Below are 22,179 nucleotides of genomic sequence, written 5' to 3' on the forward strand. Positions count from 1 at the left end.
GACGCACTCCCCGCTCCGGCGCTCATGGACGCGCTCGGGCGCCGAGAGGTGCGCGCGTGCGCTAATGGATGTCGTTGACCGTATCATTAGCCCATGAACGCCTCGATCGGCGCGGACGCCCGCCTCGCCCTGGATCTCGCCCTCACCATCCGCCACGACGGCAACGGCGGAGTCGCCGACGACCTCGCCACCGCGGACGGCCTCACCGCCTGGGTGCGCGAGCGTCCGGAGACGGGCGCCCACGGGTTCGAGGCCGGCGACACGGACCTGGCCGCGGTGCGGGACGTGCGCGCCGCCGTCCGTGCCCTGTTCGCCCGCGCCGTGCTCCCCGGCGAGCCGAGCCCGGCCGACGCCGCCCGGCTGATGCCCGTACGGGACGCCGTCGAACGGCTCAACACCCGCGCGGCCCTGACCCCGACCGTCCCCGTACTGTCGTGGACGGAGGGCGCAGACCCCGTCGTACGCCAGGAACCCGCGCACGGCGACGCCGAGCTCACCGCGGCCCTCGCCCGCGCGGCCATCGCCTTTCTCGCGAGCCCCGACCGACAGCGGCTGCGCGCCTGCCACGCGCCGCGCTGTGTGCGCTACTTCCTCAAGGACCACCCCCGTCAGGAATGGTGCAAGCCCTCGTGCGGCAATCGTGCCCGCGTCGCCCGCCACCACGAACGACACAAGAAAACGGCATAGCCTCCGGGTATGAGTGGTCCTGGCGGTAAGAGCGCGGAACGTGATCTCGGTCGACTGCTGAGCGGTATGGCACCCGCCCTGCACCCCGGCCGCTTCGTCTTCACCACCGTCCCCGGCACCACTGCGCCCCCAGGACTCTCACCGGTCGTCACCGTCGTCGAGGACGAGGGCCTCACCCTCGTCGTCGAGCAGGAGGACGCCGACGCCGCACGTCTGACCTACGACTTCGTGGCCGCCTGGATCACCCTGCGCATCCACTCCGCGCTGGACGCCGTCGGCCTCACCGCCGCCGTCGCCCAGGCACTGGCCGAAGCGGGCCTGAGCTGCAACGTCGTGGCGGGCTTCCACCACGATCACCTCTTCGTGCCGCACGAGCGCGCCGCCGAGGCCGTGGCCCTTCTGGAACAGCTGGCCGACCGCTCCGGTCAGTAACGGTCCAACGGGTCCACGCCACTGGCTCCGGGCGTACGCTGAGGTGTTTGTAGGTCACGGAGCGCACCGTCTCCCCGCGCCGGTCGCATCACCGTGGCAGGGGGTGCGGCATGGGTCAGCGCGGCATGCGGAGCAGAAGGACGCTCTTCGAGCGCGAGAGTGAACTCGCGGCTGTGGACGAGGCGTTGGACGAGGTCACCGGGCTGGGAACGGACGGCGGACGTACGCGCTCGGACGGTACCGGGCCTAGTCGAGATGGCACCGGCCCGCGTCGGGACGGCACCGGGCCTCGCCGGGACGGCCTCGCTCCTCGTCGGGACGGTGTCGGCCCAGCTCGGGACGGTGTTGACCCAGGTCAGGGCGGCGTCGGCCCAGGTCGGGACCTCACCGAACCGTACGACCGGCCCCGTGGCGGACTGCTCGCCTTCGCCGGACGCGCCGGAATCGGCAAGACCACCCTTCTCGCCGAAGTGCGCCGTCGTGCCACCGCCAAGGGTTGCACGGTGCTGTCCGCGCGCGGCGGCGACCAGGAGCAGAGCGTCGCCTTCCACGTCGCACGCCAGCTCCTGCAGCCCCAGCTCGCGGGCGTCCCGGAGGCCGAACTCCGTTCCTCGCTGGGTAGTTGGTACGCCATCGTCGGACCCGCCCTCGGCCTGTGCGCCCCCGCCGAGGGCGCACCGCCCGACCAACAGGGCCTGCGCGACGGCCTCGACTGGGTGCTCACGCATCTCGCGGTGCGGCGCGCCCCGATGGTGCTCGTCCTCGACGATGCGCACTGGGTCGACGCCGAGTCACTGCAGTGGCTCGCCGCGTTCGCACCCCGCGCCGAGGAACTGCCCCTGCTGCTCGTCGTCGCCTATCGTCCCGACGAACTCCCGGACCACGCCGAGCCGTTCAGGGGCCTGCCCGGCCGGGCAGGCGGGCGCCCCCTCGACCTGGAACCGCTCAGCGCGGTCGCCGTCGCCCATCTCGTGCGCGAATCCCTCGGCACGCAGGCGGACGACGCCTTCTGCCGCGAATGCTGGGCAGTGACGGCGGGCAACCCGTTCGAGGCCGTCGAACTCACCGCGAAGGTACGCGACCGCGGGCTGACCCCCACCGAGGCAGGGGCGCATCTGCTGCGCGACCTGGCCGCTGCGGTCAAGGGCAGCGGCCTCGTCGCCCGCCTCGAACGCCTCGGCACCTCGACCGTCCGCTTCGCCTGGGCCTGTGCCGTCCTCGGCACCGAGATCCCTCCGGCGCTGGCCGCGGCCGTGGCGGGCCTCGGCTCGGAGGAGGCCGCCGACGCGGCGGACGCTTTGCGCGGCGCCCGCATCCTCACCGGCGCAGACACCCTGGAATTCGTCCACCCGCTCATCGCCACCGCCGTCTACCGGGCCATTCCCCGGGGAGTACGGGTGGCCCTGCACGGCCAGGCCGCCTGGTGCGTCGTCGACGCCGGCCTCGGCTCGGCCGCTGCTGCCCGACACCTCATGGAGACCCACCCCGACGGCGACGTCTGGGTCGTCCAGCAGCTGCGCGCTGCCGCCCGCGAGACCCTGCGCGCCGGAGCCCCGGACGCGGCCCGCCGCCACCTCGCCCGCGCGCTGCGCGAACCCCCGCCCGCCGGGGAACGGGCCGCCGTGCTGTACGAACTCGGCAGCGCCTCCCTGCTCACCGAACCCGCAACCACCGTCAACCACCTGCGGGCCGCCCTCGAAGGGCCCATCGCCGACACCGAGCTGCGGCACAACATCGTCTACCGGCTCTCCCAGGTCCTCGCCCACAGCGACCGCCTCGCCGAGGCATCCGACACCCTCTCCCGCGAGATCAAGGTGACCGGCGACGCCCGCGTACGGCTGCGCATGCAGTCCGAGCAGTTCATGTGGGACGCCTTCCGTGCCGACGAGCCCGACTCACCGGCCCGCTCCCGCCGCCTCGCCAGGCTCGCCGACCGGCTGACCGGCCGCGACCTCACCGAGCGCTATGTGATCGGCCTGCGCGCCTGGGACGCCACCCTGCGCGGCGAACCCGCCCACATCGCGATCCACCACGCCGAACGCGCCCTCGCCGGCGGCTTCGGCTGGGCCGAGGCGGACCGCGGCTTCGAGGTCCCCGTCCTCGTCGCCCTCACCTTCATGTACGCGGACCGGCCCGGGCGCACCGAAGAACTCTTCGCCGCCGGAATCGCCGACTTCGAACGGCAGGGCTGGCACGGGGCCCACCTGTCCTTCGGCTACACCCTCCTCGGGTACCTGCGCTTCCGCCGCGGCCGTCTCGCCGAGGCCGAGGACTTCGTGCGGGCGGGGCTCCGGCTGGCCGAACGCGTCGGGCCCGGCACGCCCGCCCACTGGTACGCCGTCGGCACCCTCATCGAGATCCTGCTCGCCCGCGGCCGGATCACCGAGGCCACGCGGATCGCCGAGGAGTACGCCTTCGGGGAGCCGTTCCCCGCCGCCGTCGTCTTCCCGGACGCCCAGACCGTGCACGGCGAGCTGCTGCTGGCCAGGGGGCTGACGAAGGACGCGGCTGTCGAACTCGCCGCGGCCGGGCGCCGCCTCGACCCGCGCGGCATGCGGAATCCGTCCTGGTGCCCTTGGCAGCTGCACCTCGCCCGCGCGGAGAGCCACGACGCTCCGGAGCGGGCGGTGACCACGGCGTTCGAGGCCGTGGGCCGGGCCCGGCTGTTCGGTGCGCCGTCGGCGATCGGCCAGGCGCTGCGCGCCGCGGCCGACGTCTCCTCGGGCTCGACCCGCGTGAAACTCCTCGAAGAATCCGTCGGCCATCTGGAAAGCTCGCCCGCCGCGTACGAACTGGCCTGCGCCCTTGTCGCCCTCGGCACGGAGCTGCGGCGCGCGGGCCGCCCGAAGGAAGCCGCCGAGCACCTCTACCGGGGGCTGGAGGCGGCGGTGCAGTGCGGTGCCGACGGGCTTGTCGAGTCCGCGCGCGACGAACTGGCCGCCACCGGGCTGCGGCCGCGCCGCCTCCACAGCACGGAGACTGACACACTCACCGCCCGCGAACGCGCGGCCGCGGCACTCACCGTGCGCGGTCGCACCCTGGCCGGTGTCGCCGAGGAGCTGCACACCGAGGAGCCGGCGGTGGTGCGACTGCTGTCGGCGGTGTACCGGAAGGTGGGCACGGACCGGGCGGGGCTGGGGGCGGCGTTGGGGGAGGCGTTGGGGGAGGCGGGGGCTGCGGAGAGAGTGGAGACAGGGGGAGAGGGATCGGGCGCGGGGGCGGGGGCGGGAGCGAAGGGCTAGTCAACGCTCGTGGGCCCACGCCAGTAGGCCCACAGGCGTCGGCCCGGAGGCGGGGGCATACCGGCGTTGGCCAACAGGCGAGGGCCCACGAGCGTGGGGCAGCGGGTGGGAGGGAAAGCCAACGCTTGTTGGCAAGCGCTCGATGGTGTGTGTCGAGGCCGGGGCAACGAGCGTTGGCAAACAGGCGGTGACGGAAACGGCTCGAAGTCGCCACGCGCCGGTCGACGCCCGTCGGTGGACCGGCGCCGGCCAACGCGTGATGGCCAACGTCCGCTGGCCAACGGCCGTCGACCCCACGCCCGTCCACCCCTCGGGGCACGTACCATTGCGGCATGTCCTTCCTCCGCCGCCGCAGCGCCACTCCCGCCGGGCCTGAATTCGACGTTCTGGCCATGGACCCGGGCGACTGGCCCGGCAATCTCGGCGCGGGCCTGCTGCCCGCGCCCGACGGAAGCTGCCAGGGTGTCTTCCTGCGCTACGACCTGTTCGGCGGCCGCGGCCCCGCGATGATCATCGGCAATCTGCCGGAGGGCTCACCGGCCCGGGACGTCGCCGAGGGAGAGGTCCCGTTCGAGGTGGCGCAGCTGCTGCTGGCGCTGGAGAACGAGGAAGAGGTCACGGTCGTCGGGGCCGAGGACATGCCGGTGATGCAGGGCGACAACCTCCTCATCGTGCGCCGCCTCAAGCTCTCCGAGACGCGGATCTCCTGCGTCCAGTTCGACCGCAGCGACAACGTCCTGGTGACGATCGCCGCCTGGGACCGCCCCATCACCGACGACCTGTACGCGCTCCTCAAGCCCCTGCCCGCGGAGCTCTTCCAGCAGGGCTGAACCCGCCGTCAGCCCGGCGCCTCCTCACCCCCGACCGACTCGGTGTCCACGCCGTCCAGGAAGTGGAACCCGGGTCGCGGGTGCATGAGGAAGTCGTGGTGGGAGATGTTCCACGCGTAGGCGCCCGCCAGTGCGAACGCCACGCGGTCGCCCGCCCTCAGTCCCGGCGCCTGGACGTTCCTGGCCAGGACGTCCTTCGGAGTGCACAACTGGCCCGTGAGCGTGACGAGTTCGCGTCTCGCGACCGGACGCGGCCAGGGGTGCGGCCAGTCCTCCACCGCAAGCTTGGTGCAGGGCTGGTCGTGCCCCTTGGTCGCGGGAGTACGCATGTGGTGCGTGCCGCCGCGCACGACGGCGAACTCCTCGCCGTGGCTCTGCTTCACGTCCAGCACCTCGGTGGCGTACCAGCCGCAGTACGCGGTCAGCGCCCGCCCCGGTTCGATACGCAACGTCAGATCCGGGTACCGGCTGGTGAGTTCGGCGAGCCCTTCGCCGTACGCGACCCAGTCGAAACGGTCCTCCGGAGCGGCGTAGTCGACCGTCATCCCCCCACCGACGTTCACCTCGGCCAGCCGCACCCCGTCGTGCCGCTCGGCCAGCCCCACGGCCCAGCTCACGATGGACTCGGCCACCGCGAGCTGCTCCGGAGCCCGGAGCCCGCTGGCCAAGTGGGCGTGAACACCCCGGAGTTCGAGGTGCGGATACGTGCCGTCGGTGAGCAGACGCACGATCGTGTCCGCCTCGGACGGGTCGAGGCCGAAGGGCGTGGGGCGGCCTCCCATCGCCAGCGAGCTTGAGGCCAACGAGCCGGACGCCACAGGGAGGTTGAACCGTGGCAGGACCGCGACCCGGCTGTCGGGCGCGACCTGCCGGGCCAGTTCGGCCAGCATGCGCAGCTCGTACTCGCTCTCCACATGGAAACGCCCCACGCCCCGCTCCAGCGCGGCCGTGATCTCGGCGGGCGTCTTGCCCGGACCGCCGAAGGCCAGAGGGCGGCCCGGAACAGCCTTGGCGACATGGGCGAGTTCGCCGCCCGACGCGACCTCGTAGCCGTCCACGTACGGGCCCAGCGCGGCCAGGATCTCCGGCTCCGGGTTGGCCTTGGCCGCGTAGTAGAGCTCGACGCGCGCGGGCAGGGCGGCCCGCACGTTGGCGGCGTGTTCGCGCAGCGCCGCCAAGTCGTAGACGTAGGCCGGGAGTTCGCCGGAGGGCAGGGAGAGGAGGCGGTCCCGTACGGCCGCGGTGGGGATGGTCATCGGGTGCTCCCGGTCGTGTGGCGCAGGATGTCCTCGCCGAGTGGAGAGGGCAGACGGACGTATCCGGCCTCGCGGTCGGCCTTGCGCTCCCAGCGGGTGAGCAGGTTGGCCTTGGCGGGCAGGGGCACTCCGGCGAGCAGCGCGGACAGTGGCGGCGGGCAGCCGTGCCGGTCGGCGTACCTCTGGAGGGTGAGGCGGACCTCCGCCCACAGCGCGGCCTCGGCATGGGGGTGCAGATCGGCGAGCGCGGCGAGCAGCTCGGCGACGTGGTTCACGAGCAGGCAGTAGACGACCCGGTCCCAGCCGCGCTGCGCGTCGTACGTCATCGGGTCCGCGACCTCGGGCGGCAGCGCGGCGAGGCTCTCGGCGTGGTGCTCGGGCACGAGCTTGGTGCCCTCCAGGTCGCGGAAGAGGACCTGGGCGGGCATGCCGTCGCCGTCGACGCAGATCAGCACGTTCTGCAGATGGGGTTCCAGCACCAGACCGTGGTCGAAGTAGGCGGCAAGGACCGGCGGCACGAGCAGCCTCAGATAGGCCGACCACCAGTCGAGCGCGGCCTGCGGACCGGCCCCGTCGAGGAGACGGGAGACGTGCGCGGGACTCGTCGGGTACTCGTCAGCGACGGCCGCCGCGAGCAGCGGGGTGGTGCCGGGCAGGAGATGCCGGGTCAGGCCCTCGCGGACGATGACGCCGAAGCCTTCGAGCAGTTCGCGGTCCGGGATGCCGTCCGGGCCGGGCAGGGCGAGGCTCCGGTACGCGGGCTCGCGGAGCACCGCGCTGCCGGGGAAGCGCTCCGCCAGGTCGGCCAGGGCCGGGCCCAGGATGCGGGTGAGCGCGACGGCGCCTGACAGCTCGTAACTCGCGTTCTTGCGCAGGCAGTTGGTGATCCGGACGTTCAGGCTGAACTTCAGGAACGACTCGCCGTCGTACAGCGTCCGCACGGATGCGGTCGCGGCGAAGGGCCTGCCGCCCGGGCCGAGGTCGAGGATGTCCCCGCGCCCGAGGGCAGCGCGCAGCATCGGGTGCTCGCGGAGCATCGCGTACTGCCAGGGGTGGGCGGGCAGCAGCCGGTAGCCGTCGGGCACGTCGGCACCGCCCTTTCGGTCTCGCTCGTCCCGTCGGGTCCGCCCGTCGAGCGCGTCCAGGGCGCCGGGCTCCGCGGCCTCCTCGGCGATCAGGTGCTCGCGTACGGCCAGGTGGCGCAGGGGGAAGGCCGCGCCGGCCTCCGGCGAGTAGGCGAGCCAGGAGTCCGCGTCCCCCGTGCGTGCCTTGGGCGTGGGGTGGAAACGGTGCCCGAACAGCAGCGACTGCTCGGACGCGAGGTAGGCGGCGACGGGTGTCTCCGCCGACACCGGGTCGGCCCCTGCTCGTACGGGGATCGAGTTCGGGCCGGTCCCGGCCTCTACGGGGAGAGAGCTCGCGCAGCGCCCGGCCTGCACAGGGAGAGCGCTCGGGCCGTTCCCGGTCCGTACGGCGAGAGAGGCGGCGATGGTCCGGTGGCTGGAGTCGATCTGCTCCAGGAACTCCTCGTTGCGCACACCGGTACGCAGGGACAGCTCGTCCTGCGTGTACTCGGCCAGCCGCCGCCATCCGACCACATGCCAGCCGCCGTCGGCCGTCCGCTCGCTCACCGGGCCGGCGAAGCGGTGCGCGCCGAGCAGCGACGTACGGCGCAGGGCGACGCGCAGCAGCACGCCGCGGCGGGGGAGCCGCAGCAGCAGACGGCCGTCGGTGAAGGCGGTCTGGCGCTCGGGCGCCGACACCTCGCGCAGCAGACAGTTGAGGAGCGTGTGCGCCACGGCCTCGTCGGGGGAGGGGAGTTCGGCCGACGCGGTGAGGGCGGCGGTGGAGGTCGGGGTGCTACCGAGCGACTCGGTCAGCGAGGGCATGTGTGGCTCCAGCGGGTGCAAAGAGAGCGGAGGACGGTCGCGCATACGGTGAACAGAGCGACGGCCGCGCCGGTGAGTAAGGGTGCGGTCGGTCCGGAAAGGGCGCTGCCCGCCGCCGCGGCCAGGCCGGCGGCGACCGCGCCGGCCTTGGAGAAGAACTCCAGCGAGCCGAACAGCCCGCCGGGGGAACGGCCCTTGACGCAGTCGGCGGCCAGGACCGACAGACACACCAGGCCGAGCGTCAGCCCCACGCCGAGGATCAGCCGTACGCCGATCAGGGTGGCGAGGGAGTCGGCCACGCTGTGTCCGGCCAGTCCGATCGCGACACAGACGAAGCCGATCGCGATTCCGGCCCGGGGCCGGCCCCGGAACGCGGTGTGTACGGGCATGGCGGCTATCAGGTAGCAGAGGTGGGGGAGGGCGAACAGCGCGCCCGACAGCGTCGGTGACGCGCCCGGTATTCGTTCCTCGACAAGGGAGATGAGGTAGGGGAAGGAGATGACGGTGGAGAAGACGAAGGCGAACTCAAGTACGTACAGGGAGCGCAGGGCCGCCGCCGGAACGGGCTCGGGCGTCTCCGCCACCGCCGTCAACTCGGCCTCCTCCGCATGTGGTTCAGGCAGCGCGGCGAGCAACAGGGCTGCGGCCAGCGGGAGAAGGGCGAGCAGAGCGTACTGGCGTTGGGGTGACAGCCAGGACGACAGGGATCCGACGACGATCGGTGCGACGACCAGGGCTGCCCGCGCACTGCCGTGCATCAGCGTGAGCGCCCTGGACAGGTGGGTCCCCTCCAGCGCGGCACCGAGGTAGCCGTTGGACGCCGCGAACGTGCCGCCGAGGATGCCCTGCAACACCAGCGCCGCGGTGAACGTGCCGAGCGAATCGGCCCATCCCGCGAGCAGGAAGGCGACGGCGAGTCCCAACTGGGCCCGCAGCAACAGCCGTTTTCGTCCGAAGCGGTCCGCGAGCCGGCCCCACAGGGGAGCGCCGAGTGCGCCGAACACGGTGGGCACGACATACAGCAGACCCGCCCAGCGAGCCGTCCGATCGCCGAGCTCCGGCAGGATCTCGGTGAGGAACGGCGGCAGCCCCAGCGCCGCGAACGACGCCACGAAGTGGCAACCCGCGACGGCGTGCACGTGTCGTGGGCCGAAGCCGGGGCGAGGCATCCGCAGGACTTCGGCGGTCACGCCGAATCCCCCGTGCGCAGAAGGTAGTTGGGGCCACTCGTGTAGTGCTTGTTGATGTCCGCAGCCCCTGAACGTTCCTTGGTGAGCAGGGTTCCCGCGGTGACCATCGCCTTCACGGGCAGCCGGGGCGAGTCCAGCACCTGGGCGCGCAGTACGGCACCGGGCTCGCCCGCTCCTGTCCCGAGCCGCTCGACCGCCTCGGCGAGCCGGTCGCGTACGAGCCGCAGCAGCACCCGAAGCGGAGCGTGACCGTGCCGGGCGAGCCCGAACGCGTAGGCGCCCGCGCACAGATGGACCGTGATAGTCGTGAACAGGTCGACGACCGGCTGATCGATCTCGACGAAGGTCCGGGCGTCGTCGAAGACACGCGCGCCGGGACCGTCGTCACCCAACCGCTTCCCCAATCCGTCCCCCAATCCCTCACCGAAGCCCTCACCGAAGCCCTCACTGAATCCCTCCCCCAACCGCTCACGCAGCCGCGCGGCGTTGATGCGTGGCCCGTCGTTGTCCTTCAACAGCAGCCGCAGCCGAGTGCGGCCGTCGGCTCGCCGGTCGAGGACGAGCGAGATGTTCTGCTGGTGCGACTCCAACGCGATCCCGTAGCCGAACAGCGTGGTCTGCCAGTCGAAGAGGAGGGTGAGCCAGGCGTCCAGCAGGGCGAGCGGGTCGCCGTCGTAGAAGCGGTCGGCCAGGTGATCGATGACCAGCCGGTCGCCGCGTGCTGCGGCAAGCAGCGCGGCCATCGGCACGACGAGGGAGTCCTGGAGGCCGGCGGGGTAACGCCGGAACAGCGCGGCGAGCAGTTCGTGCCCGGCGTGCGCGTACATGGTCTCGTCGGCGTGCAGGATCGTGTCCTGGAAACGGGGCTCGTGGGCGACGACCCGCTCGATCAGACGCTGTCCCGCCGCTCCGTCGACGAGCGTCCCGGGCTTGATGGTCCGCCGGTTGCGCAAGCCCAACGTGGCGGTGGCCAGGGGGAGTTTGACGTGCAGCAAGGGGTCGGCGGACAGGGCGACGGTACGCATCGACAGGGTGGGCACGGCTTCGAGGTGGGCGTGGTCGGCGAGCACCGCGCGTTCCTTCAAACCAGTGGCACGCAGGGCTCCCTGCAGCGAGGCACCGACGCTCAACGGGTGTACGGGCAGGGCGACATGCGTACGGTCGAGCTTCCCCAGCCCGAGCAGCGCGGGCGTGGGCCAGCGGTCCGGGAGCGTGCCGGTGACCGCCTCCCGGGGCACGGCGAGCCAGCGCAGCGCGAAACTGGGATGGAACTCCGGTGCGTACGCACGTAGTTGATTCTCGGTGAGCCCGGAGCGGCCACGTGCCGTGGGGTAGACGGGATGGTCCAGATGGGCGGCGAGGGTGTCGAAGGCCAGCCCGGCCGTCAGCCCGGTCCAGTCGGCCGGGTCCGCACCAAGACGGTCCGTCAGCCGCCCGGTGACCTCCGACCGGACCGAGGTGTGCAGCCGCATGGTGGCCAGCGTCTGGCGGCACTCCTCCGCAAAGGCGTCGAACCCGCCCTGGTCGACGGGGTCGGCCAGGACGCGCAGCACGCCAAGAATCCCGTCACATGTCTCATACGGGATGTGCGCGGCTCTCTCGGATTCCCTGACGAGCAGGGGCAGTCGGGCCGCGAACTCGCACTGGAACCCGTCCTCGACGACGGGCAGCAGGAGGAATCCTCCTTGCCCGTCGGCCCGTTGCAGCCAGGCGCCGTCCGGCCGGTGCACGAGCGTGCTGCGGGTGCGCAGGCCGACCACGTCCTCGCGCAGCAGAGCGCTGAGCACACGGGTGACCAACTCGCCCTCGGAGATGTCGTCCTCCGGTAGTACGCCGAGCCCGCCGCCGGGGTTGTCGTTGTCGAAGGAGTCGCCGGTCGTCGCAGTCGGGGCCGTCACCGCTGGATCTCCCACCGCTGCCCGGCCAGGAACTCGGCCACCGCCCTGTCCACGGCGTCCTGGTCGGTTCCCATCGCCCGCAGCACGCCGAGGAAGTCGCGATTGGTGCGATACACCTCGTGCCGCTCGCCGACCTCCCGGAGCGGGCGGTATGTCAACTGCACCCCTTCGACGGTCAGTTCGGCCGCAGCGGGGGCGTCGATCAGCGTCCCGGCGCTCTCGGCGCAGGGATACTCCAGTCGAGCCGCCCCGTCACGCCGTGCTCCCAGGTCCGCGGGCAGACGCTCACCCAGGTGCGTACGCAGGATGTGCTCGAAGAGCGGGATCTCCAGCAGGCGCGCCAGCAGCAGATCGCACTGGTCGCCGATGGCGCGGTAGTTGACCTCGATGATCCGTGCCCGGCCCTCGTGGACCACGAACTCGGTGTGGCAGGCGCCGAATCCCACGCCGAGCGCGTCGAGTTGGGCCAGCACCTGGTCGACGACCGGCTCGGGATGGGCCGCGACGAAGGTCAGCGCCTCCTCGATGAAGTACGGCGGTGGTGACACCCTGGTGTGGAACCCGCCCAGGACATGGCGGACGTGACCGTCGCCGAGCGTCTCCAGGGTGTACAGCTCGCCCGGCAGATACTCCTCGACGACGAGGGCGGCCCCCGGGCGACGGCTCCGGATCTCCGTGCAGCGCGCCACCAGTTCCTCGGGACCGTCGACGAGCACGACGTCCTCGCTGGCCACGCCCTCGCGCGGCTTGACGACACAGGGGTACGGGAGGTCGAGGGCGGCAAGCCCCGCGAGATCGGTGACTTCGGCCGACCACACCGTGTCAGCGCCGACGGAAGTGAGATGGCGACGCATCTCGGCCTTGTCCTTGGTGCGCAGGGTGACCCACCAGTCCTTGCCGGACAGGCCGAAGTAGTCGGCGGCCAGGGCGGCCTGGGTCTGCAGATGGTCGCTGTTGGTGAAGACCGCGTCGGGGCGGTGATGAGTCGATATCCGGGTGACGACGGCACGGAAATCGCGTACGTCGCATTCCAGGATCTCGATCTCCGGATACACCCTCCGGTGGGCGTCCGGTTGGTCGGTGAGGAGCGTGACGTCCAGGCCGAGCCGTGCCGCGGCGGGCAGGAATCCTTCGGTGACGGAGTCGGTCGGGTTGACGGCCAGCAGATACATACGCATGCGAAGGGACAACTTCCGCTCGTGGGTCGGGGGTTGAGGGGCGGGCCTGGGACGGCGGGCCCACCCCTTGCCGCGGGGGCTACTTCCTCGGGAGCGGCCGTACGAGTTGGGGTGTGGCGGGGCCGATGAAGGCGACGGGCCCGGCCATGGCGACTGCGGACCCCGCGAGCAGGACGGCGGTGATACCCCCGGCCGGCCGGACGCCGAGGAGGAAGACGGGTATGTGCCGCAGGGCGCGCGGGGGCACACCCGTGGGTGCGGCCCGTTGAGTCACGGTCACTGTAAGTAAGTTCAGGTCAGGCATATTTTACGTTCAACCAGCCATGAGGGGCTGTGACATGCGCCTCCCTTGATCGCTGCTCCAGGGATGCGGTCACGCGCCGCTGTCGGTGATCTCTATACTAAGGTAAGCCTTACCTGCTTCGCTTGCTTCGCCCCCCATGCACAGGAGTACCAATGACCGTGGCCGTGGAGACTCTGTCGACCGGTGCGGCCACGTCCGGGTCGCGCCTGCTCGCGGACACGTACCGGCAACTGGGCGAGGTGTGCGAGGCGTTGACCCTGCGAGTTGCCGGCCCGGATCCGACTGTCACCCAAATTGGCGTCAGTGGGGCGGAGTTGACGAAGGATCAGGAGGCCCTGGATGCCTTCCTCCTTGCGGAGACCGCCCGCATCCAGGACCGCTACGACCACACCCCGCGCCGGGACGTAGCCGCCTCGCGAGCACTCCACGACTACGCATGGTCCGTCGGACTGCTGATGAGCGGCGTCTGGTACCTCACGGGTCGGGTGCCGCGTGTCCACCCCGAAGACGTACGGATCGACCTGACGACCGGCGGGTTCGAGATCAGCCCCCGCTCGGACCTGACCTGCCTCCCGGGCGACCCGGCCGCCGCACTCCCCGGCGCACTGACGGCCCCTCACGAGGAGGCCCTGCGTGCCGAGTTGAGGGTGGCCGTCGCCGATCACATGGAACCGCTGCTCTCCGCGATCGCCCCGCAGATCCGGCGCGGCCCGCGCGCCCTGTGGGGCATGGTCAGCGACGACCTCGTCTCCGGCATCTGGTACCTCGGCCGCATGCTCGGCGAGGAGTCCGACGCCGTCCGGGCGGCCACCGCGCTCCTGCCCTCGGCCGTCGCACCCTTCCTGGGCGGAGCGGACTTCCGCCGGCTCACCGGCAGCGACGGCCGGCAGCACACCACCCGCACCCGCATGGGCTGCTGCATGTACTACACGATCCGCCCCGCCGAGGCCTGCTCCACCTGCCCCCGCACCTGCGACGCCGAACGGCTGCGCCGGATCGAGGGCTGAGCCCAGCTCGCGCGGGGCCCAGCTCACGCGGGACCCCGCTCACGCGCGAGCCCGCCACGCGGAGACCCTCCGCCGTACGAGCGGCACCATCGCGGAGGACACGCGGAGGGCGTCCGCGTTCCGTCGCGCGTACGGTGGACTGAGGCGGCCGACACATGTCTCACGACAGGAGACGCGCGATGAGCGGCGAACCGACCTTCTTCGAAATCGGCGTGGCCGACCCCGAGCGGGGCCGCGCCTTCTACGGATCCCTCCTCGGCTGGACCTTCGAACCCGGCACGTCCGAAGGCGGCGGCTTCGCCATCACCACCGACGGAGTGCCGGGCGGAATGCACGGCGGCGACGCCGGAGCCTCCCCCTACCTCTTCTTCCGGGTGGACGACCTCGATGCCGCCGTCGCCCGGGTCGGTGAACTGGGCGGCACGGTGGAAGACCTGGGCGACGGCGGCGACAGCGAGGAGTCGGCCGCCCGGTTCGGCCGCTTCAAGCTGTGCCGCGACGACCAGGGCTCCGCCTTTGGACTGCACGAGCCGCCGAAGTGACCCGTTCCCGCTACGAGGCCGACGGCACCACCCGTACGTCGGCGGCGCGCACATACGCCACCCGGTGCCCGAACTGGATCTCGTAGTACATGTCCTTGCCGCGCACCACGCGGTGCGGCGTGGTGTCGAAGGTCGGCGCGTAGAAGTACTCGCCCGGCACCTTGTCGCCCGCAGCGTACTTCTGCCCCTTGAGCAGCTTGTACGGCAGGGGCGAGACGTCCTGGACGGGCACGCCCGCCGGGTAGGCCGCCTTCTCCGGGTATGCGCGTCCGTACACGGGGATCTCGGTCAGCCCGGCCTTCGGTGTCACGACGAGACCGGTCGCGTTCACCGCTGTCGGCTGCTTCGCCGGGTTCTTGAACCAGGCCTTCCGGCCGAGGTACCAGATCGCGGTCCAGTCGCCGTCGCGCCCGGCGACCGCGTACCGCTGGCCCGTGGAGACCCGCGAACCCACGTCGTTCACATCGATCGTGGAGTCCTCGCCCTTGGGCCGCAGCCCGATGTCCTTGACGAGCGGCGCGTCCGAGCGTGGCTGGGTGTGCAGCCGTACGGCGCTGGAACCGTGCGCCGCGCAGGGCTCGCCCTTCGTGACGCAGCCCGTGAACTTCGGCTTGTGCTTGGTGAACTGGGACAGCACGGTCACGAGCCCGCCGTTCGATCCCGGGGCCGCGCGCAGCGGCTTGCCGAGCAGGGTGAAGTAGTGCTGCCAGTCCCAGTACGGGCCCGGGTCCGTGTGCATCCCGGGGATGTTCGCCGTCGTCGTTCCCGGCACGGTGTCGTGGCCGAGGATGTGCTGCCGGTCCAGCGGGATGCCGTACTTCTTCGCCAGATACGTCACCAGCCGCGCCGACGACCGGTACATCGCCTCCGTGTACCAGGCGTCCGGCGCCGCGAGGAACCCCTCGTGCTCCAGGCCGACCGACTTGGCGTTCACGTACCAGTTGCCCGCGTGCCAGGCCACGTCCTTGGCCTTCACATGCTGGGCGATGTGCCCGTCGGTGGAGCGCAGGGTGTACTGCCACGACACATAGGTGGGGTCCTGCACCATGTTGAGGACGCCTTCCCAGGCGCCCTCCGTGTCGTGCACGACGATGTACTTGATGCTCTGGGATTTGGGCCGGTTGCCGAGGTCGTGGTTGCCGTAGTCGCCTTCGCCGAACTCCTCGTAGGGTGCCGGGATCCACTCGCAGGACACGGTCGCCGGGCACTCGGTGCCGGCCGCGCGGGCCGCCCGCAGTCCCGTCCCGCCCAACTGCCGGGTGGTGGGCTGCAGTTGAGGCCGAGCCGCGAGGGCGACCTGCTGGCCCGCGTCCGTCGTGCGGTGCTCCCCGCGGCGGATCACGCCGAAGACGTCGTCGGCGTACGTCGCAGCCGTCGCCGTGTCATCGGCGCCCGAGTAGCGTGCCACCGCCCCGTACCAGTCGGCCGCGTCGTCGCTGAGCGGCCCGCCGAGCTGCTTCTGGGCGTCGGCCAGCAGCGCGGCACCGCCGGCCACATTGGCGGCCGCGTCCGTACGCAGCCGCTCCGCGGGGATGCCGGTGAGTTCCGCCGCTTTCGTCAACGTCTTGAGACGGGCGGGGAGTTGGGTGTTCTCCGGGACCTTGGTGTCGGGGATCAGAGGCTTGCGTGAGTCGTCACCGCGCGCGTCCTCCGTGGCGTCGCTGTGGTGCGGTGCCACCGTCCGGGCGATCGCGGTGCGGGCGTCCGTCAGATGCATGGGGCCGTAGCCGCCCGTGACACTCGGCGCCCCGCCGTGCGCGTCCCAGCGGGACTGCAGGTAGGAGACGGCAAGGAGCACATCGCGCGGTACGTGGTACTGGGCGGCCGCGTCCGCGAACGCGCTCTGCAGACGCGCGGAGGACGTCTGGGCGCCGCTTTCGGACGGGGCGGCGCCGAGCAGTGGCAGCAGCAGGGCCGCCGAGGCGACGGCACCGGCCGCCCTGCGTGCGCGTCTGTGCCCGGTGGAGGGGCTGGAGTCGGTGGGGGATCCTCGCAAAGCAGGCCTCCTGGGACGATCGGTCGCGATGGTGCGTGCGGGGCCGGGCGTGCGTCAGTGGTACCGGCTCCCCGACGATCCGTCAATCATGCCCAGAGACAGTTGATTTCCCACGTCAGCGGCGGGTGTCGCGGGTTTCGCGGCGACGGCGACCCGGCCTGCGAGGCGTCAGTGGAGTGGACCTGTGGCCTGTTCGGGTGAACGTTCCTCGGCGGAGGGGTGTCGGGCGCGAGCGGCTGCCCGGACATGACGAAGGTCCGCGATGCGCCCTGTCCTGGCGCACCGCGGACCACCATCCCCGTCAGCGAGTGCCGACCGCCGCTCGGACGGCCTTGCGGGCCATCTGGCAGTCGTCGTGCAGCCGCCTCAGCAGCAGCCGCTGTTCCTCGCCGGACGGCGCAGCACCCGGGTGGGCCGGTCCCGGTGCCGCCGGGGTCGTCTCGTGCATCGACCGCTGCACGGCCGTCTCGTACGTACGGATCTCCCTGGTGACGACGAGCATGAGGTTCACCAGGAACGCGTCGCGCGCCGCCGGTCCCGCCGACTGCGCGAGCTGGCTGATCTGCCGCCGGGCGACGGGCGCGTCCCCGAGGACCGCCCACAGCGTCGCCAGGTCGTACCCCGGCAGGTACCAGCCCGCATGCTCCCAGTCCACCAGCACTGGACCGGCCGGTGACAGGAGAATGTTGGACAGGAGAGCGTCGCCGTGGCAGAACTGGCCCATGCCCTGGCGGCCCGCCGAGTGCGCGATGCCGTGCACCAGCTTCTGCAGATCACCCATGTCCCGGTCGGTGAGCAACCCCAGCTCGTGATACCGGGAGATCCTGGCCGCGTAGTCCAGCGGGGCGTCGAACGTCCCCGCCGGTGGCCGCCACGCGTTGAGCCGGCAGATCGCGCCGAGCGCCGCCCTGATGTCCGCGCGCGGCGGGGACTCCGCCGGGTGCCGCTGCAGCGCCGCCACCCGGCCCGGCATCCGCTCGATCACCAGGGTGCAGTTGTCCGGGTCCGCCGCGATCAGGCGCGGCACCCGCACCGGGGGCCGGTGCCGCACGAACGAGCGGTACGCCGCTATTTCATGACGGATCCGCTCGGTCCACACCGGGGAGTGGTCCAGTAAGCACTTGGCGACGGCGGTGCTGCGCCCTGTCGTGCCGACAAGGAGCACGGAGCGGCCGCTGCGGCGCAGCACCTGCACCGGAGAGAACTCCGGACAGATCCGGTGCACCGACGCGATCGCCGTGCGCAGCTGCGCCCCCTGGGGGCCGGACAAGTCGAGTCTCCCGCTGAGCGGTTGGGTACCGAGCCCCGGCACGCGCCGTGACCGACCGGCACCGAGCACGGGAGCCGTCCCCGGGCGTACGGGGTCGAGATAGGGGCCGCTGCCGACCGGGCGGGCGTGCAGTGACCGGGGCGGAGCGGACACGGAGGACGATGCTGCGTACATGGGCGAAACAGATCCCTTCGTGTGCCTGCGAGTTGCTGCGCTACCCGCCCCGGCCGCCCTGGTGCACCCTGGGGAGTGTCCCTTCGGCGACCGGGTCGGGGTGGCGCTTTCCTACCTGACACCCGATGCCCACTGGCACACCATCTGGCGTGCCCTGGCGAACCCTGGCGAATAGTCGCTCAGCAACTGACAGACGGTTAGTGTCAACTCAGCCGAGAACCTGGGGGCTTGACGTGAGCGGACAACCCAACACCCGCCTTTCGGACCTGTTCGGCCTGGCCGGCTGGTCCAAGGGGGAACTCGCGAGGATGGTCAACCGGCAGGCGGCGGCCATGGGCCACCCCCAGCTGGCGACGGACACCTCAAGGGTGCGGCGGTGGATCGACATGGGAGAGATCCCGCGCGATCCGGTGCCGCGGGTGCTGGCAGCACTGTTCACCGAGCGTCTCGGCCGTGTCGTGACCATCGAGGATCTCGGTCTGGTCCGGCACGGGCGCACGGGGAAACGGCCGGGCGGCGGGAGTGCGGAACATCCCGACGGTATGCCGTGGGCGCCCGAGCGGACTGCCGCGGTCCTCACCGAATTCACGGGAATGGACCTCATGCTCAACCGACGCGGCTTGGTGGGCGCGGGCGCCGCGCTCGCCGCCGGATCCGCTATCAGCAGCGCCATGCAGGACTGGCTGCACTCCGATCCGACCCTCGCGGCCGACGCCCCTGACATCGACAATCCCCTGCACGCCGACCCCGCTGGGTTCGACCGCTACGAGGCCGCCCCCATCGGGTCGCAGGAGATCGAGGAACTGGAGCGCTCGGTCGAGGTGTTCCGGGCCTGGGACGCGGCCCGCGGGGGCGGACTGCAACGCAAGGCTGTCGTGGGACAGCTCAACGAAGTGGGAGGCATGCTCTCCTACCGACACCCCGACCATCTGCAGCGGCGTCTGTGGGGCGTCGCCGCCAACCTCGCCGTCCTCGCGGGCTGGATGTCGCACGACGTCGGCCTGGAGCCCACGGCTCAGAAGTACTTCATCATCGCCGCGCACGCGGCCCGAGAAGGCGGTGACCGGCCCCGCGCGGGCGAGGCGCTCTCCCGGGCGGCCCGCCAGATGGTGCACCTGGGCCGGCCCGACGACGCGCTCGACCTCATGAAGCTCGCGAAGTCGGGATCGGGCGACGAGGTCCTGCCGCGCACCCAGGCCATGCTCTACACCATCGAGGCCTGGGCACAGGCGTCGCTGGGCAAGGGCCAGGCCATGCGGCGCACCCTGGGGGAGGCGGAGGACCTCTTCGTCTCGGACAAGGGTGACGTGCCGCCGCCGAGCTGGATGCAGCTGTTCGACGAGGCGGACATGCACGGGATGCAGGCCCTGGCCTACCGGACGCTCGCGGAGCACGACCCGTCCGCGGCCGCCGTCGCGCAGAGCCACGCCAAGGAAGCCCTGGAGCTGCGGGAGAAGGGGCGGGACCGGTCGAAGATCTTCGACCACATCTCGCTCGCGTCCGCCTGCTTCATCGCCGACGACCCCGAACAGGCCGACCGGTACGCACGCCTGGCCCTGACGTCGATGGGCTCGAACTCCTCCCACCGCACCTGGGACCGGCTGCGTGAGATGTACCGGCTGACGGGGCAGTACTCCAGCTATCCGAAGATCAACGATCTGCGTGAGGAGATCAAACTGGCGCTGCCCAAGGGCTCGTTGAAGGCCAGGGGCGGCAACAGCGCACGGGCATAGGGGGCCTGTGTAGCTGTTCATCCCTGTCGGGAGTCACGTCGGGCGTCCACCGACGTCGCACGTCGGGTGTTCACCGAGGTGGGGTGGTGCTCGCGTCAGGTGGCGACCCTGGCGATCAGTACGCAGGCGTCGTCCTCGCGTTCCGTCTCGCCGAACTCCTCCACGACCATCCGTACGCAGTCCTGTGCGGCGCGTGCCTCGCCGAAGCGGGGGGCCAGGTCGAGGAGACGGCTGACGTCCGCGGTGTCGCCTCCGCTCCCGGCTTCGCTCGAGTCGTGGGACTCCCATGACTGGGACTCGGGGGACACCCATCGCCGGGGAACCAGTCCGTCGGTGTGAAGGAGGAGCAGGTCGCCCGGTTCGAGTGTCTCCTCGGCCTGTCCGTAGACAGCGCCGGAGGTGGCGCCGAGCAGTACGCCGTCCGGCGGCGAGAGCACGCGCCCCGTTCCGTTGCGGAACAGCAGCGGGGCGGGGTGCCCTGCCTGTGCCCAGGTCAGCGTGCGGCTCTCGGGCCGGTAGCGGCAGCACACCGAGCTGCCCAGGGCCGGCTGGACCGAGGCGTCGAGTAACTGGTTGAGCCACGCCATGAGCTGTCCGGGCTCGGTACCCGCCACGGCCATACCGCGCAGGGCGCCGATCATCATCGCCATGCCCGAGGTGACGGTCACGCCGCGGCCGGTGAGATCACCGACGCTCAACAGTGTTTCCCCGCTGGGCAGTTCGAGTGCGTCGTACCAGTCGCCGCCGATGAGCTCGCTCGTCGAGGACGGCAGATAACGGGCGGCCAGGTCCAGTGTCTCGGGCCCCTGGCGCGGGAGCCGCAGGGAACCGCGCCACGGTGGCAGCACGGCCTCCTGCAGCTCGACCGCGAGCCGGCGCTCGGTCTGCGCGAAGTGCCGTTGGTGCTGCAGGGAGTCACGGGTCTCGCTGACGGTCCGCTGGCTGCGGCGCAACTCGCTGACGTCTCTCAGAACCGCCCACATCGAGGCTGTGCTGCCGTCCGTGTCGAGCACGGGCTCGCCCATCATGTGCACGGTCCGTACGTCGCCGTCGGGCAGGACGACGCGGAACTCGCCGTCGATCGGCTTGGCGTCGATGAGGCAGTCCGTGACCATCGCCGTCAGCCTGGGCCGGTCCTGGTCCAGCACCACGGAGGGCAGTTCGTCGAGGGTGAGCGGGGGAGCGGCGGGGTCACGGCCGAGGATCTGGTAGAGCTCGCCGGACCAACTTGCCTCGTCCGTCAGCAGATTCCACTCGGCGCTGCCGACCCGGCTGAGCAGTGAGCCGTGCCGGGGTGCGGCCGGCACGGCTCGTACGGTGGGAACCGCCGCCTCGTGCTCGACGGGAACGGCCGACGGTCCGTCCCTCAACTGCGCCAAGTGCTCGTCGAGATCGCTGAGTTGATGCATCGCCAGATCGCACAGGGCGCGCTGCCAGCGTCCCTCCGGATCCGTGCCGTCGGCCGGTGCGTCCCGCCGTACGGCGTCCACCTCGCCCCGCAGTCGGCGCGTCTGGGAAATGAGCGCGTCGACCGAGCCGCGCGGGGGCGGCTGGGCGGCTGGATGGTCCGCCGAGAGATGGGACGGCATGACGTACTCCGATACAGGCACGGTACGACCAAGGCTGAAGGAAGGACCGGTTACGACTGTCGCACAGCCTGCGACGCGCTGTAAGGGATTTGGCAACACGCGACTCGGTGGTGCCTCTGGCATATGTCGCAGTCCTCACGGAGGATGCGGGCGGGGCGGACTCGGTACGCGGTCGGGCCGGTCAAGTCGTGGACAGGATAGGGGAGTTGATGGTGTGACGGCAGTGGTCGCGGCTCACTCAATCGTATGTTCGGCGAGTGTGTGTGCGGTGCCCGGTCGGGGTTTCGCCGCGTCGGCACCGCCGGGCCCCGGGTCAGTACCGCTGAGCCTTGACCAGCTTGGGTGTCAGTGTCGGCTCGGCAGGCTTGCGGCTGATGGCGAGCGGCTGGGCGCGCTCACCCGGGGCGAGGTTCTCGGCGCCGACGAACCTCGTCTCCACCGTCTTGCCGGAGGAATCGAGGAAGTCGACCTGCACGGCGTACGAGGCCTGCGCGTCGGTCTTGTTGGTGATGGTCACGACGACGGCGAGCAGTCCGCCGGTCTCGGACCTGGGCTTGCCGGTCATGGAGACGTCGGACATCGCGTTGCCCTGGCCGTCGACGTCCTTGAGCTCGCTCTGTGCCGCCTCGTTGGCCCGGGTGACCTCGGCCGACACGGACGCCTCGAAGGAGGACGCCGCGGCCGAGGCGGAGGAAGCCGCCGCGGAGGCCGCGGCGCGCGCCGACTCGATGGCCGACTCGTTGACGGAGGGGGCCGTCCCCGAGAAGGACGCCGTGTCCGGAGGGGGCGGCCGCTCGCTGAAGGACGGGTCGGAACCGCCGGAGTCGCTGTCGGTGCTGCACGCGGCGAGCGTGCTCGCGGCCGCGGCGATCGCCGCCAGCGCGACGGCAGCCGAACGAGTCCTGCCCGGCCGGCGGGGGCCACGGGGCGACGGTGCGTGCATCGGGTGTCGTCCTTGCTGT

17 protein-coding genes are annotated in these 22,179 nt (G+C 71.5%); 7 read left to right on the forward strand and 10 right to left on the reverse strand.

Annotation, left to right across the window (positions count from 1 at the left end; all coding sequences use genetic code 11):
* Window positions 1-93: 93 nt before the first annotated feature.
* The 4 genes from ACZ5VQ_RS31455 to ACZ5VQ_RS31470 all read left to right on the forward strand — a co-directional run bounded on the left by ACZ5VQ_RS31455 (window position 94) and on the right by ACZ5VQ_RS31470 (window position 5,191).
* The gene (locus ACZ5VQ_RS31455; RefSeq protein ID WP_469107858.1) at window positions 94-687 is read left to right on the forward strand and encodes a CGNR zinc finger domain-containing protein; all 594 of its coding nucleotides are present in this window, start codon (window positions 94-96) and stop codon (window positions 685-687) included.
* Between the two features lie 9 nt (window positions 688-696).
* The gene (locus ACZ5VQ_RS31460; RefSeq protein ID WP_469107859.1) at window positions 697-1,119 is read left to right on the forward strand and encodes an ACT domain-containing protein; all 423 of its coding nucleotides are present in this window, start codon (window positions 697-699) and stop codon (window positions 1,117-1,119) included.
* A gap of 125 nt (window positions 1,120-1,244) precedes the next feature.
* Window positions 1,245-4,361 (forward strand): ATP-binding protein, encoded by a 3,117-nt coding sequence (locus tag ACZ5VQ_RS31465; protein WP_469107860.1) that lies wholly within the window; start codon window positions 1,245-1,247, stop codon window positions 4,359-4,361.
* A gap of 332 nt (window positions 4,362-4,693) precedes the next feature.
* Window positions 4,694-5,191, forward strand: coding sequence for a hypothetical protein (locus tag ACZ5VQ_RS31470; protein WP_055610485.1), 498 nt, complete (start codon window positions 4,694-4,696; stop codon window positions 5,189-5,191).
* Between the two features lie 8 nt (window positions 5,192-5,199).
* Here the strand turns inward: ACZ5VQ_RS31470 and ACZ5VQ_RS31475 are convergent, their stop codons facing one another.
* From ACZ5VQ_RS31475 to ACZ5VQ_RS31500, 6 genes are all read right to left on the reverse strand, one after another.
* Window positions 5,200-6,447: a type III PLP-dependent enzyme gene (locus ACZ5VQ_RS31475; RefSeq protein ID WP_469107861.1), complete on the reverse strand. Its 1,248-nt coding sequence runs from the start codon at window positions 6,445-6,447 to the stop codon at window positions 5,200-5,202.
* A complete protein-coding gene (locus tag ACZ5VQ_RS31480) occupies window positions 6,444-8,336 on the reverse strand; it encodes an IucA/IucC family protein (protein WP_469107862.1) in 1,893 nt (630 codons plus the stop codon). Before ACZ5VQ_RS31480 ends, ACZ5VQ_RS31475 begins: the two co-directional genes overlap by 4 nt.
* Window positions 8,324-9,526, reverse strand: coding sequence for an MFS transporter (locus ACZ5VQ_RS31485; protein ID WP_469107863.1), 1,203 nt, complete (start codon window positions 9,524-9,526; stop codon window positions 8,324-8,326). Before ACZ5VQ_RS31485 ends, ACZ5VQ_RS31480 begins: the two co-directional genes overlap by 13 nt.
* Window positions 9,523-11,424 (reverse strand): IucA/IucC family protein, encoded by a 1,902-nt coding sequence (locus tag ACZ5VQ_RS31490; protein WP_469107864.1) that lies wholly within the window; start codon window positions 11,422-11,424, stop codon window positions 9,523-9,525. Before ACZ5VQ_RS31490 ends, ACZ5VQ_RS31485 begins: the two co-directional genes overlap by 4 nt.
* Window positions 11,421-12,602, reverse strand: coding sequence for an ATP-grasp domain-containing protein (locus ACZ5VQ_RS31495; protein ID WP_469107865.1), 1,182 nt, complete (start codon window positions 12,600-12,602; stop codon window positions 11,421-11,423). The genes ACZ5VQ_RS31490 and ACZ5VQ_RS31495 overlap by 4 nt, the downstream gene beginning before the upstream one ends.
* Window positions 12,603-12,681: 79 nt before the next feature.
* The gene (locus ACZ5VQ_RS31500) at window positions 12,682-12,882 is read right to left on the reverse strand and encodes a hypothetical protein (RefSeq protein ID WP_469107866.1); all 201 of its coding nucleotides are present in this window, start codon (window positions 12,880-12,882) and stop codon (window positions 12,682-12,684) included.
* A 176-nt stretch (window positions 12,883-13,058) separates the two neighbouring features.
* Here ACZ5VQ_RS31500 and ACZ5VQ_RS31505 point away from each other — a divergent pair, with 176 nt between their 5' ends.
* Window positions 13,059-13,913 (forward strand): (2Fe-2S)-binding protein, encoded by an 855-nt coding sequence (locus tag ACZ5VQ_RS31505; protein WP_469107867.1) that lies wholly within the window; start codon window positions 13,059-13,061, stop codon window positions 13,911-13,913.
* A gap of 179 nt (window positions 13,914-14,092) precedes the next feature.
* Entirely contained in the window at window positions 14,093-14,455 is a 363-nt protein-coding gene (locus ACZ5VQ_RS31510) for a VOC family protein (RefSeq protein WP_469107868.1), read from the forward strand.
* 10 nt (window positions 14,456-14,465) lie between these two features.
* On the opposite strand, the gene ACZ5VQ_RS31515 is transcribed toward ACZ5VQ_RS31510, so the two are convergent.
* Together ACZ5VQ_RS31515 and ACZ5VQ_RS31520 are read right to left on the reverse strand one after the other, a co-directional pair.
* A complete protein-coding gene (locus ACZ5VQ_RS31515) occupies window positions 14,466-16,451 on the reverse strand; it encodes an N-acetylmuramoyl-L-alanine amidase (protein WP_469107869.1) in 1,986 nt (661 codons plus the stop codon).
* A gap of 301 nt (window positions 16,452-16,752) precedes the next feature.
* Window positions 16,753-17,895 (reverse strand): aminoglycoside phosphotransferase family protein, encoded by a 1,143-nt coding sequence (locus ACZ5VQ_RS31520; protein ID WP_469107870.1) that lies wholly within the window; start codon window positions 17,893-17,895, stop codon window positions 16,753-16,755.
* A 233-nt stretch (window positions 17,896-18,128) separates the two neighbouring features.
* Between ACZ5VQ_RS31520 and ACZ5VQ_RS31525 the strand changes: the two genes are divergently transcribed.
* Window positions 18,129-19,628, forward strand: coding sequence for a DNA-binding protein NsdB (locus ACZ5VQ_RS31525; RefSeq protein ID WP_469107871.1), 1,500 nt, complete (start codon window positions 18,129-18,131; stop codon window positions 19,626-19,628).
* Window positions 19,629-19,723: 95 nt separating this feature from the next.
* Here the strand turns inward: ACZ5VQ_RS31525 and ACZ5VQ_RS31530 are convergent, their stop codons facing one another.
* Window positions 19,724-21,217: a PP2C family protein-serine/threonine phosphatase gene (locus ACZ5VQ_RS31530; RefSeq protein WP_469107872.1), complete on the reverse strand. Its 1,494-nt coding sequence runs from the start codon at window positions 21,215-21,217 to the stop codon at window positions 19,724-19,726.
* Window positions 21,218-21,530: 313 nt separating this feature from the next.
* A complete protein-coding gene (locus tag ACZ5VQ_RS31535; protein WP_469107873.1) occupies window positions 21,531-22,160 on the reverse strand; it encodes an FxLYD domain-containing protein in 630 nt (209 codons plus the stop codon).
* Window positions 22,161-22,179: the final 19 nt, after the last annotated feature.

It is taken from the genome of Streptomyces sp. NPDC033178, assembly GCF_055577685.1.